At 40.6% G+C, this 13,510-nt stretch carries 10 protein-coding genes; 6 read left to right on the top strand and 4 right to left on the bottom strand.

The annotated features are described in order from the left end of the window. Positions 1 to 139: 139 nt before the first annotated feature. Positions 140 to 2,551, bottom strand: a complete 2,412-nt coding sequence (locus H0486_RS15890; RefSeq protein WP_228353930.1) for a glycogen/starch/alpha-glucan phosphorylase — start codon at positions 2,549 to 2,551, stop codon at positions 140 to 142. 403 nt (positions 2,552 to 2,954) lie between these two features. On the opposite strand from H0486_RS15890, the gene murI reads away from it, so the two are divergent. Beyond that, positions 2,955 to 3,737 (top strand): glutamate racemase, encoded by a 783-nt coding sequence (gene murI, locus H0486_RS15885; RefSeq protein WP_228353929.1) that lies wholly within the window; start codon positions 2,955 to 2,957, stop codon positions 3,735 to 3,737. A 106-nt stretch (positions 3,738 to 3,843) separates the two neighbouring features. Here murI and H0486_RS15880 read toward each other — a convergent pair whose 3' ends face one another. The 3 genes from H0486_RS15880 to H0486_RS15870 all read right to left on the bottom strand — a co-directional run bounded on the left by H0486_RS15880 (position 3,844) and on the right by H0486_RS15870 (position 7,419). Further along, positions 3,844 to 4,239 (bottom strand): FAD-dependent oxidoreductase, encoded by a 396-nt coding sequence (locus H0486_RS15880; protein ID WP_228353928.1) that lies wholly within the window; start codon positions 4,237 to 4,239, stop codon positions 3,844 to 3,846. A 331-nt stretch (positions 4,240 to 4,570) separates the two neighbouring features. Continuing rightward, positions 4,571 to 6,028: an IS66 family transposase gene (locus H0486_RS15875; RefSeq protein ID WP_228353927.1), complete on the bottom strand. Its 1,458-nt coding sequence runs from the start codon at positions 6,026 to 6,028 to the stop codon at positions 4,571 to 4,573. A 146-nt stretch (positions 6,029 to 6,174) separates the two neighbouring features. Continuing rightward, positions 6,175 to 7,419, bottom strand: a complete 1,245-nt coding sequence (locus H0486_RS15870) for a flavin monoamine oxidase family protein (RefSeq protein ID WP_228353926.1) — start codon at positions 7,417 to 7,419, stop codon at positions 6,175 to 6,177. A gap of 282 nt (positions 7,420 to 7,701) precedes the next feature. On the opposite strand from H0486_RS15870, the gene trxA reads away from it, so the two are divergent. The 5 genes from trxA to pulA all read left to right on the top strand — a co-directional run bounded on the left by trxA (position 7,702) and on the right by pulA (position 13,504). Next, positions 7,702 to 8,016 carry a thioredoxin gene (trxA, locus tag H0486_RS15865; RefSeq protein WP_228353925.1) on the top strand — a complete coding sequence of 105 codons (315 nt, stop codon included), beginning with the start codon at positions 7,702 to 7,704 and terminating at the stop codon, positions 8,014 to 8,016. A gap of 122 nt (positions 8,017 to 8,138) precedes the next feature. Beyond that, a complete protein-coding gene (locus H0486_RS15860) occupies positions 8,139 to 8,840 on the top strand; it encodes a Crp/Fnr family transcriptional regulator (protein WP_228353924.1) in 702 nt (233 codons plus the stop codon). Then, a complete protein-coding gene (locus tag H0486_RS15855) occupies positions 8,821 to 9,504 on the top strand; it encodes a DNA alkylation repair protein (protein ID WP_228353923.1) in 684 nt (227 codons plus the stop codon). Before H0486_RS15860 ends, H0486_RS15855 begins: the two co-directional genes overlap by 20 nt. A gap of 192 nt (positions 9,505 to 9,696) precedes the next feature. Further along, positions 9,697 to 11,307: an MBL fold metallo-hydrolase RNA specificity domain-containing protein gene (locus tag H0486_RS15850; protein WP_228353922.1), complete on the top strand. Its 1,611-nt coding sequence runs from the start codon at positions 9,697 to 9,699 to the stop codon at positions 11,305 to 11,307. Positions 11,308 to 11,530: 223 nt separating this feature from the next. Beyond that, complete coding sequence (pulA, locus tag H0486_RS15845) at positions 11,531 to 13,504, top strand: type I pullulanase (RefSeq protein WP_228353921.1); 1,974 nt, start codon at positions 11,531 to 11,533, stop codon at positions 13,502 to 13,504. Positions 13,505 to 13,510 lie beyond the last annotated feature (6 nt).

Below are 13,510 nucleotides of genomic sequence, written 5' to 3'. Positions count from 1 at the left end.
ATATTCTAATGTTTGTCAAGAGATATTTTCAAATTTCTGAACCAAACCAGCTTCCTTTAATACTCCAATTCAATTCATAAAATCTGTTGGGTGTACCCCTAGTCATTTAAACTTATGGGATACACCCTTGTTAAATATATCAAACAGTCTTAATATGCCAAATCTTTTCGGCATACTCTTTGATTGCCCGGTCGGCAGCAAATCTTCCGGCGGAGGCAATGTTTCTTAAGGACATTTTATTCCATAGGATTGGTTCAGAATACCTTCGTGCCGCTTCCTTCTGAATATGGCAGTAGGAATCAAAATCAGCCAAAACCATATAAGGATCTGCAATACCATCACTGCTCCCAATGAGATAAGAGGCAATATCGTGGAAGGACTCACCGTGTATATTGGAGTTTAACCGCTCAATAATATTTCGAACGGCAGGATTACTTAGATAAATGGAAGGGAAGTAACCAACCTTACGCAGAAGCTGAACTTCTTCGTTACGCAAGCCAAACAGTAAAATATTATCTTCACCAACAGCTTCTTTAATTTCGATATTAGCTCCATCCAAGGTTCCCACGGTAATTGCTCCATTTATCATCAGCTTCATATTGCCAGTTCCGGAGGCTTCCGTTCCTGCAAGTGATATCTGCTCGCTGATTTCTGCAGCAGGCATTAATAATTCGGCAAGTGTTACCCGGTAATCCTCCAGGTAGATAATCTTTAACTTATCATTTACGGATGGATTGCTGTTAATCTCGTCTGCCAGGCAGCAGATCAAATGAATAATTCGTTTCGCCATAGAATAGCTGGGAGCTGCTTTTGCAGCAAAAAGGAAGGTTCTAGGAGGAAGCTCTTCGGAGGAATGCTGCAGATAATGGTCGTACAGGTAAAGAATGTGCATTACATTAAGAAGCTGGCGCTTGTATTCATGTAGCCGTTTTACCTGTACATCGAAGATGGAATTGATATCAACCTTAATCTTTGTTGCTGAGTAAATATAATCTGCCAAACGTATTTTATTCTCTCTTTTGATTTCTGCAATTTTATTCAGTACAGCCAGATCATCTTGAAGCATTACCATTCTTTGCAATTGCATAGGATCTGTATGAAATCCGTCTCCGATACATTCGGATATAAACTGACACATTTTAGGGTTGGCCTGGCAGAGCCACCTTCGATAGTTAAACCCATTGGTTATATTATAGAATTTCTCCGGATGTAGAGCACTATAGTTACGAAATACATTCTTCTGAAGGATGGATGAGTGTATTTTCGAGACACCATTAATGGTATGACAGGCATGAAGGCACATATTAGCCATATGAATCTGCCCGTTGTGAATGATGGCGAGTGCCTTAAGCTGCTCGTCAGTGAAGTGATACTTATTGCATAGAGCTTCTTGATATCGCTTCTGAATTTCTTTGATTATATGGTAAATCCGGGGCAGCAGGTTGGCCAGAAGCTCCTCCGGCCATACCTCCAAAGCCTCCCTCATAATAGTATGATTGGTAAAGGAAAAGGTGTTAGTGATAATATTCCAGGCCTCATCCCAGTCATAACAATAATCATCCAGGAATATCCGCATCAATTCCGGTATGGCGAGCGCAGGGTGTGTCTCATTAATATGAATGGCATTCTTTTCAGAGAAATTCTTCAGAGTCTTATATTGCACAAGATGCTTTCGTACAATATCCTGAATAGAAGCAGAGACTAGAAAGTATTGCTGCTTTAAACGTAATCGCTTTCCTTCATGATGATGATCGGGTGGATAGAGTATTTTGCTTATCATTTCTGCCTGTGTTCTTTTTTCATCTGCTTTTAAATAATCACCCTGATGGAACAGCTGCAGATCAAATTCAGAACTGGTTGCCTTCCAAAGTCGCAGAAGACTAACCCGGCCCTTCTGATAGCCGGAGATAATGATGTCATATGGTATGGCCAGAACGGGAGTAAAATCTTTATAATCTATTTGAAGACAATAATCATTCCATTCTTCCTTAACATGGCCACCAAACTTCACAGTACAAGCTTCATCCGGACGCGGATTCAGCCAGACCTCACCTCCCGGCAGCCAGGGATCAGGAAGCTCTATCTGCCAGCCGTTCAAGAGCTGTTGCTTAAATATACCATATTCGTATAGAATGGAATATCCAGTCATAGAATATCCAAGGGTAGCTGCGGATTCCATAAAGCAGGCAGCCAGTCTTCCCAAGCCCCCATTACCCAAGCCTGCATCAGGTTCCATATCAAAGATTTCCTCAAGGGTATATCCTAATTCATTAATAGCAGCATCAAAGGGATCCAAGAGTCCCAGATTATACAGACTGCTTTTTAATGATCTTCCGAGTAGAAATTCCATACAAAGGTAAGAGACAGTTTTCGCCTCCGTCTTCCTGATATCTGTCATGAATTTCCGTTGACGTGTAATCAGGATTTCATTTATTATCATAACGCAGGCACGGTAATATTGATCCGGTGTGGCATCAATCGCCTGCACACCAAAATGGTAGTTTAGTTTATCCAATATGCAATTCTTGATTGCGTCCTTATTGATATCCATAATTCATGACCCCCATTTCATATATTTTAGTATGTCATAAAATAGCGGTGGCCCTGTGTTTTAAACTGTAGATTGTGATCGGATGAGTATTTGTATTTCTTGATACTGTTTATTGAATAAGGGTTTTTAGAAATAGCGATCAAAATAATCCCCTTTGTAAAATAGTATTCAGAAACTGAAAAATAAGAAATTGTACCATTATATATTCCATTTCCCCAAATTATGTTATAATGTTCACGATAAGCAGATTAGTCCATAGAACTTTCTCCGTATATCAAGCAAGCTTGAATATACGGAGAAAGTACAATGGATAAGTGAAACGTGAGCGAGCAAACGAAGTAAGCGAGCTCCTAATCTGCGATTATGAAGAATACCCATACGATGAGAGAAAGGCGGAGTGAAATTGAAAATCGGTTTTTTTGACTCGGGGATCGGAGGATTAACCGTCCTTCATCAGGCAATGATCACATTGCCACAGGAAGAGTTTATATATTATGCGGATACGGATAACGTTCCCTATGGAACCAAAAGGAAGGAAGAAGTTCTACAGTATGTGGAGGACGCAGTGGAGTTTCTGGTTCATCAGGATGTAAAGGCGATTGTCATCGCTTGTAACACGGCTACCAGTATAGCAATCGATACCCTGCGTATGAAATACAGTATACCGATTTTAGGAATGGAGCCGGCAGTGAAACCGGCTGTGCAGAAGTGTTCGGGAAAGAGAGTCATGGTAATAGCAACTCCGATTACTGTGAAAGAGGAAAAGCTTCGAAATCTACTACAACAGGTGGATGATGACCATAGAGTGGATCTGCTACCGTTGCCCAAATTGGTTTTATTCGCAGAAACAGGGAATTTCGAGACTGTGGAAGTTGAGCAATATCTTCGTAAAGAGCTTTCGGAATATCACCTTGAGAATTATTCTTCCCTGACATTGGGTTGCACACATTTTAACTATTTTAAAGACACCTTCCGTAGAATTTTTCCGCCAAGTGTTGAGTTTATCGATGGAAGCGAGGGTACTGTGAACCATCTGAAGAATATATTAAGAGCGAATGGCATGTTAGAGTATAATGGACCCGATGTTACATATTATCAATCAGGTCGTCTTGTCAGTGATCAAAAGACGCTTGCATATTATGCTAAGCTTCATCGCAGACTGGACACCATGATGAGTATTGCATGATTTCTAACTTTACTTTATTTAAGAAAGGATCTTACAGATGTCTATATTGACACAGTAAGATCCTTTTAGCAAAGTATAATACTTACAACCCATTTTCTCTAATAATTTACAAGGTATTTAGGGCATATGCCAGTTGATTGGCTGCCATTTTTCCGGAGAACAGAGCTCCCTGTATCCAGCCATGTTTTGTAGAGGTATGCTCTCCAGCAAAAAATAGTCGATTTTGGTATTCCGGTCGTTGCATCTCATAGGCGAAGAGTTCCTTTTGTCCCGGTAAATAATACGCGAATGCACCTCTAAAGTTCGGCTCTGTGAACCAGTTAACCGTTTTATTGCTTATGATGAAGGAGTTTAAAAATCCTTTTGGTAATCCATGAACCTCCTCAATGTTTTGACGTATAGTTTCATAACGTTCCATTGGTTCCAATCCAGCAATACGGGTAGCATTTTGTTCTAGACCATAGGAGGCTAGTAATACGCCAGGCTCTTCCGATGAGCACATTTGGTTAATCAGGCATTGATTATGATCGCTAGGATATATAATGGATTGTGGTAGTGTAAAGTTTGGTATGAAAAACTGATGTAAAGAAATATGATCCTTTGAACATTGAAAAAGCAAATATTTTAACTAGAAATTTATGCAGTGGCAGACTACGCCAACCTTGATTGCAACAAAAAGTAATGCTCTGAAGGTTTCACCGACGGCGAAGTAACTCAGGAACAGGAAGTTCTTACCGTCGTATTCACAGCATTGTAGCATTACTTTTTATTGCATTCAAGGTCAAGCCGGAAGTAAACTTCCGGTGGCTGGGTACCACCTCTGGCTCCTTAATCTAGGAACAGGTATTACCTGACACAGCGGAGGATTTCTGCATTTCCAAGATTTTTTGCTGCCCCAAACGGATGAGGATAATCCACTTGGCGGGCATGTTCCCTACTTTCTCGAATTCATCTATCTCATTTAAAGGTTTCCAGTAATTATGGGGATGCGGTCTTAGGAAGTTGTAATAAGCAACCCACAGGGAAACTCCGTACAAGGCACCCTCATCACTGTTATAACCATTGGTGATGCGGTAGGACATCTTGAAGGTACGATTTAAACGTTCCACAACCTGTTTGACCCAACGGAATTCGGTTGAAACAGCATCATCATTTGTAAGTCCGATTACCTGTGTTACGTCAAAGTCCCATCCTTTCTGAGCTTTTATATACTGGGCTGCCAGAGGATAGGCACTATAACCGTCAGCAATGAATTTCAGAAGCTTTGAGGGAAACACTTTGAACTTCTCGAAGGCCATGCGCATGGCAAGAATACAGGGACCGACACTCCGGTTATCGGAGACCTGATAGCCAAGGATGCTCTTTTTACATGCATCCATGATAATCCAGACATAATGCTTTTTACCGAGCTTTTTGATGTAGGTTTCATCGGCAGAGAGGATGTTGGATGGTTTATAATCGTAGGTGTCTACGAAAGGCTTAATGACACAAGCCGCGGTCATAGCATAACTGGCAACAGTAGTGTGGGAAATGTCGATACCGTGAACCTCTTTCAATGCATGAGAAGTCTGTCTGGTGGAGAGCTTTAGGTTTACATGATAGGTTAGAACCAATCCCAGTATATGAGGAGAAAACTTCTTGAAACTGAAGCCCGTGGCATTTGACGGAAGGGAGTGTAAGTCCATGCGAAAGAAATCCATCGTGAACTCACGATAGATATAGTGGAGCTTATATTTGTGTTTTTCTTCCGGTTTCAGATCTGGTGGAAGCTTACGTTTATTGGTTAGGTAATAGCTACATTTACGATTGGTACACTTGTGGATACGGAAGAACTTACGCTCCTTCTTGGGAACCAAGATGTTACCACAGTAAGGGCAGCGAAGCTCGATGGTATGCTTATAAATGTTATCGGAGTTAAAGAGTTCCTCACAGACCTTGCACATGAATTGACCTTTGGCGCCATTGTTTTTGTATAAGTAATCGTGAGGAGCACCGCAGCGGGGACAGACCAAATCCTTTGGGATATCAGATTCGGAACGGCGTTTGATTGGTTTAATCAGGTAACCATAGCGGTGTTTGATATAAGCTATGTAAAGCTGATAATCGAAGGTTGCAGGAGTGTACACAGTAGGAAGTTTATCAACCTTGAATTTTTGGTACTCAGGGGAATGGGAATCATCGAAAGCCCACTGCTTGAGAGGAATATATTTGCAGATAAAGAGAAGTAAATAGCAGATTTGTTTGTACTGCTCTTGAATAATGTTAATTAAATAGAGTATAATTGAGTCCATAACAATGACCTTTCTTCAGTATTTTGTTGTGTGGTAACTTCAATTATAACTGAAAATAGGGGGTCATTGTTTTTTTATTTTAAAAAGCTCTGTAACCCTTGAAAAATAAAGGGTTCTTATAAAAAATCAGTGTAAAATACTTTACACTAACTGGATTGTATGGGGAGATCGGTAAATGAGATCCCTCCGATTATATTACCATAATCGGTATTTCTTTCCCAGAAACGTCGATTACAAAAGAATTGGGTTTTCTGTGCGTTAGCATAATACACTTCTGTAATTGCTTGCATTTTTATGTTACTGAGGTAGGGCTTTATTTCTACGGTTCTAAGGGCGGAAAAAGGTAGGGAGCAGATGACATAGTCGAATATGTCCGCACTTTCGGTCATGTCAAAGGTATTGGTATATCGAATAATTATTTTATTTCGGTAGTTCGACTGATAAATTCCTGTTACCCTGTGTCCACTCTTATATATTACTTTTCCAAGCGAGGATGAGTCGATATCGGAGTATACGCTTGGGCTTTCTGATAAGAAGCTTTCATAAAAAGCAAGTGGTAGATTTACATTTCCTCCTTTTATTTGATAGATATTTATAAAGTCCAGGCTATAATCCTCGTGAGCGTATTCGGTATAACTATTATGTAGTAAAGCACCAGCTGCGGAGTCAATTCCAGACAGAAGCTGAATGGCTCCCTGACTAAGGCCCAGCTCTTCAAAGTTCTGTCTAAGACTGATATTCATTAATGCAAGTATTTGCGGAGAATACTCGGGTAGAACCTGGATAAGCTCTGCTCGGATATCTGCTGGAAGTATACGAAAGGCATATTGGAAGGCATATTCACTCAACTCGCTCCACGGAGTATTTCGTTCCTGTGGAGTCAGATCAAAGAACGGATACAGATACTCTTCAATGGATTGAGTTGTTCGAATTCTGGTATTATGCACATAGATAAAATTATTCCGTCTGGGAGATGTCATGGAAACGGTATCAAGTCCCAACAGATCAATATAATACCAGGTTGTTTCGTGGGATATCGGAATTCGCATGGCTCCGAACTCACCGAAATAGGTTCTGGAGGGTTCATAGTAATAAGTATATATTCTGCCTCCGATTCGATCTTCTGAGGCTTCTAATATAGTGATATCGGCGCCAAGCTTGCGCAACTCAAAGGCAGCGGCCATCCCGGCTACGCCTCCTCCCAGTATACCTATTTTAGCACCCTGCAAAACTCCAGGAGCTGTAATCGTAGTTATCTCATTTGGAGGACTTAGGAAATGTGTGATATAATCAAAGTCCTCAGATCGTCCTTCTCTTTCTAATGCATCTCTTAACATTTCGTGTCGTTGCTCCTTCGTAGGGTTGGGCATTTGGTTCAAAGGAACATTCATTATAACCTCCATTCTGGCGAAATACAGTAAATTCGATAAATCCTCTATGTGATCCTATAGTAATATATACTCTTGTATTTCATAATATTACATAATTAGGCAGGAGGACATGGTAAATCTACTTTACTTGTACCATTTTCCTATTTTCTGACAAGAAATATATAGATTATTTGATTAGGGAGTAGAAAATAAAGCCTCTTTTGTGATAACATCACAGATGCAAAATGCGTATTGTGATATAGTAAGCCCATAAAACGAATAAAATATAATGGAGGAATTCTTATGGCTGCTATAAAAATTACAAAGCATAATTTTGATCAGGAAGTATTAAATTCAAAGGAGCCTGTATTACTAGATTTCTGGGCATCCTGGTGTGGACCCTGCCGGATGGTTGCTCCTACAGTAGAAGAAATTGCAGACGAGATGGAAGGCACTGCAAAGGTGGGTAAGATTAATATTGATGAAGAATCGGAGCTGGCATCCAAGTTCAGGATTATGAGTATTCCTACCTTGATGGTTGTAAAGGATGGAAAGGTGTCCGCAACCTCTGTCGGAGTAAAACCGAAAAAAGAAATCTTGAGAATGTTGGAAATATAAGTTATACTAAGTTACAAAGAAAATAACAATGCATGCGAGGTAAAAATATACATATTTGAGCCTTGCATGCTATTTTGTATTTATGAAAATCGTTATAAACAGGAATGGGGTGGAGGAACGGTATGGTAAGCAGTTATGAGGACATTCATTTCTTAGAGGAAACCTTAGGTTTCTGGAAGCAGTTGAATCAGTCACAAAAAATGAAGTTACAAAACATAATTATTAAGAAAAGCTTTCTTCCAGGAGAAAGCATGCATAGTAATTCGGAATACTGCTCCGGACTTTATCTGATTCATACCGGTCAGGTCAGGGCCTATATCGTATCGGAGAGTGGTAAGGAAATTACGCTATACCGCTTATTTGATCGTGATGTCTGCATCTTTTCCGCCTCCTGTATCATGAGGAATATTGCATTTGATATTCATGTGGAGGTAGAAAAAGATACAACCACTTTTCTAATACCTACGCCGGAATTCCAGAAGTTGTCCGATGAAGTAATAGCGGTTCAAAAGTTTACTAACGATCTTATGGCTTCTCGTTTCTCAGATGTCATGTGGATTATGGAACAGGCCCTATTCACGAGCTTTGATAAGCGTTTGGCTTCTTTTCTGCTGGAACAATCTGTTGTGGATGCTTCTGAGGAACTGAAAATCACCCATGAAAAGATCGCAAATCATATGGGAAGCGCAAGGGAAGTTGTCACACGTATGTTGAAATATTTCCAAAACGAAGGTGTCATAGAATTACAAAGAGGTACCATTAAAATACTTAATCGAAAACTATTAGAAAGATGGAGTAATTCCTATGGATCTAACAATACGTGAACAATTAAATCATCTGGCTGATGAAAAATACAGAGTCTTTTCCTCCTCTCTATTACCCGGCAGAGAGAACATTCTAGGGGTCAGACTACCGCTTCTGCAGAAAATGGCATCAGACATTGCCAAGGGAGATTGGCAGGGATATCTTGCAAAAGCAGAAGATAACACCTTTGAGGAGGTTATGCTTCAGGGGCTGGTAATCGGAAAGCTAAAGGGAAACATAGAGGAAATCTTAGTCTTGGTGGAACAGTTTATACCGAAAATAGACTGCTGGTCAATTTGCGACAGCTTTTGCAGTGGTTTGAAAATAACCAGATCCCACAAAGAGCGTGTTTGGGAATTCATTCAGCCTTATCTGGAATCGAACAAGGAATATGAAGTTCGTTTTGGAGTCGTAATGCTGATAAATTATTTTATATCCTCCGAATATGCACCTTTCGCATTTCAGCATTTTGACAGAATAAAGCTGGATGAATATTATGTGAAAATGGCAGTAGCCTGGGCAATATCGATTTACTATATACAGCTACCTGAGATTACAATGGAGTATTTGAAGAATAACGACCTTGATGATTTTACCTATAATAAGGCCTTACAAAAAATAACCGAATCCCGTCAGATTGATCAACATACTAAACAGATTATTAAAGAAATGAAAAGAAAGTGAAAAAACTATTGAGTACCCATTTCCGCACGACCTGCCAGTAACCGTCCCTTAGTCGAGTCATCAAAAAACCCTCATTTGTAAGATTTCCTCTTGTTATAGTTTGGAAAAAGCCGTATACTAAGGGTAATATATGAATGGCAATCAAGGAATAACGGGGGGTCATTATTACGAATATACTAAGGAGGGTTTTTTATGAGACTAACCTTTTTGGGTGCTACTCATGAAGTGACAGGGAGCTGTTTCTTTCTTGAGGCTTGCGGAAAGAAAGTATTAATTGACTGTGGAATGGAACAGGGGGCAGATACCTATGAGAATCAGGAGATACCGGTAGCCTCTGCCGACATCGATGCTGTTTTATTAACCCATGCACATATGGATCATTCCGGAAAACTGCCACTTCTATATAGCGAAGGCTTTCGGGGGAATATACATGCTACTGGAGCAACAAGCGCCTTATGTAACATAATGCTACGAGACAGCGCACATATTCAGATGGCAGAAGCAGAGTGGAAGAACCGGAAGGGGAAGCGTTCCGGTGATCAGCTTGCAGTTCCTATCTATACAATGGAAGATGCCCTTTCCACAATTCGATTATTTGTCCCTCATGAATACGGAGAGAAGTTTACACTCTTTGAGGGAGTGGAGGTACGCTTTACCGATGTAGGACATTTACTGGGATCAGCCAGTATTGAAATATGGATTACAGAAGCAAATGTTACAAAGAAAATCGTGTTCTCCGGTGATATCGGGAATTTGAATCAGCCTTTGATAAATGATCCTCAGTATATTAAGGAAGCAGATTATGTAGTAATGGAATCCACCTATGGGGATCGAAATCATGGAGAAGCACCGGATTACATTGGTGAGTTAACTGATATTATACAATCCACCTTTGACCGTGGCGGGAATGTCGTGATACCTTCCTTTGCGGTGGGGAGAACTCAGGTGTTATTATATTATATTCGGAAGATTAAGGAGGACAAACTGATTCACGGGCACCCTAATTTTAAGGTGTACGTAGATAGCCCCCTTGCTGTAGAGGCAACTCAGATATTCCATGACTACATGAACGGATATTTTGATAAGGAGGCAATGGAGCTTGTTAAGAGAGGAATCAATCCAATTGCATTTCCTGGCTTGAGAACCTCCATCACCTCTGATGAGTCAAAAGCAATCAACTTTGATGAAGAACCAAAGGTAATCATATCTGCTGCAGGTATGTGTGAGGCGGGTAGAATTCGCCATCATTTGAAGCATAACCTATGGAGAGAGGATAGTACGATTTTATTCGTAGGCCATCAATCCGTCGGTACCCTGGGACGAATCCTTTTGGATGGTGCTACGGAGGTTAAGCTATTTGGTGAATTGATACAGGTAAGTGCTCAGATTCGTCGTTTATCCGGTGTAAGCGGACATGCGGACAGGGATGGACTGATCAAGTGGCTGACCGGCTTTGAGAAAAAACCGGATAATGTATTTGTGGTACACGGGGATGACACTGTCTGCAAGCTTTTCACCGATTACATAAGAGATGAACTGGGATATCATGCGGTAGCACCCTATAGTGGAACAGTATATGATCTTCTTACGAATAAATGTGTTAAGGAAGGCGTTATCATTCCAGTTAAGAAGCAGGTGGAGGCTGCTTCCACAGGTGGTCATGGAGATACCGTATTTGATCGACTGGTTCAGGCAGGAAAACGCCTTGCTGCAGTGATACAGCGTAATAAGGGAGGTGCCAATAAGGACCTTGCCAAGTTTATGAGTCAGATTAATTCTCTATGTGATAAATGGGACCGATAGAACATAAGCTATATTAGAGATGATTATAAGGCTGGATAAAATGAATGGAAGGTATTCCAAAAGCTTCTGCGAACACTGCGCAGGATATGGAGGTACCTTCTATTTTTCGTAATAGGTTGTCATAAGGTGGTTATAATCATATATATTGGAAACTATATGGCAGATTTCTTTCACTGGGAAGCTGCAATGAATATAATCTGTTATGCATATTTGGAGGTTAATATTGGATAATTACAGAATGCTGCAATATTATAATTATTTTTCCACAAGAGAGTTTATAGAAGCAAATTCATATGATGGGAATGATCTTGGAGCAACCTGGGAGAAGGAGCAGACCAGGCTTCGAATCTGGGCTCCAACAGCCAGCAGAGTCTCCGTCAATTTATATAAATCAGGTGATCAGGACGACTGCTTTCAGACCCTGGAAATGACCAGGGACATCAAAGGAACCTGGGTGACAGTGCTTTATGGCGATTATAATGGAATTTATTATACCTATGTAGTGACTGTTGATGGAGAAAGTAAGGAAGCAGTGGATCCGTATGCGAAGGCAGTTGGGGTAAATGGTAGAAGAGGAATGATAATCGACCTATCATCAACGGATCCGGAGGGCTTTCGTTCAGAACCGCTGCCAGAGCTCGTGTCTTCTACCGATGCAATTATCTATGAACTTCATATACGAGACTTTTCATCCGATGAGAGTTCCGGTATGTTAAACAAGGGAAAATATATGGCATTTACGGAAACTGGGACCATAAATCCTCATGGAGAGGCAACTGGATTAGATTATTTACGACAGTTAGGAATAACACATGTTCATTTACTGCCTGCCTTCGACTATAAGACCGTGGATGAAACCAGACTGAATGAACCACAGTTTAATTGGGGCTATGATCCGCAGCATTTTAATGTGCCTGAAGGGTCTTATTCCACTGATCCTTATCACGGTGAGGTACGAATTAAAGAATTTAAGCAAATGGTTCAAGCACTCCATCGAAACGGAATTCGTGTTATTATGGATATGGTATATAATCACACCTATGAAAGTGTAGAATCGGATTTCAACCGGATTGTACCAGGGTATTATTATCGGTTAACGCAGGAAGGGTATTTTTCCAATGCCTCGGGGTGTGGCAATGAGACCGCATCGGAACGCTACATGATGAGAAAATTCATTATTGATTCACTGATACATTGGGTGAAAGAATACCGCATTGACGGATTTCGTTTTGATTTAATGGGAATTCATGATATTGAGACCATGAACCAAATACGTTATGAATTAAATAAAATCGATCCTACTATTATTGTTTATGGTGAGGGATGGACCGGAGGCTTATCACCATTGCCGGATTGGGAGAGAGCATTGAAGGTAAACATCTGTCACATGGATACAGGTATTGCAGTATTTAGTGATAATCTTCGGGATGGTATCAAGGGTAGTGTATTCTCGGCCCAGGAGAGAGGTTTTGTCAATGGAAAACCTGGAATGGAAGATACAATTAAGTTCGGAGTAGTTGCGGCAACACAGCATGCGGGTATTGATTATTGGAAGGTGAATTACTCCAATGCTCCTTGGGCAGCCGAACCAACACAGGTTATTAATTATGCTTCCGCCCATGATAATCTTACCTTGTGGGATAAACTGACCTTGTCGTGTCCAGAGGCAAGCAGAGAGGATCGAATTAAAATGAATCTTCTATCCGCAGCTATTGTATTTACCTGTCAAGGGATTCCCTTTTTTCAAGCGGGAGAAGAATTTTTAAGAAGTAAACCTATAAATGTGGAAGAAATGAAATTCGATGAAAACAGCTATCGTTCGCCGGATTCTGTGAACAGTCTGAAATGGGATCTGGTGACCGAGAATAGGATGATTGTAGATTATTATAAAGGTATGATGGAATTTCGGAAAGCTCACCGGCTGTTACGATTAACGACAACTCAGGAGCTTCAGGAAAAGCTAAGCTTTCTTGAAACTCCCGAGGCTAATATAGTGGCTTTTGTAATCCGGGATTTGAATGAAGGCGAGCTATGCGTTATCTATAATGCGAATCGGCATAATGCCAGGATGAGTATACCGGAGGGAGAATGGAAGGTTTATGTTAAGGACAGTCATGCAGGGACTGAGATCATTGAAACAATCACTGATGGAGCTGTAATCATAGAGGCGATATCTGCCATGATTTTAGCAAAATGAGGCATA

Origin of the sequence: Variimorphobacter saccharofermentans (genome assembly GCF_014174405.1) — a bacterium.
Lineage (GTDB): Bacteria > Bacillota > Clostridia > Lachnospirales > Lachnospiraceae > Mobilitalea > Mobilitalea saccharofermentans.
The sequence above is the reverse complement of the archived record's forward strand: the minus strand, read 5'-3'. Positions and strand labels throughout refer to the sequence as shown.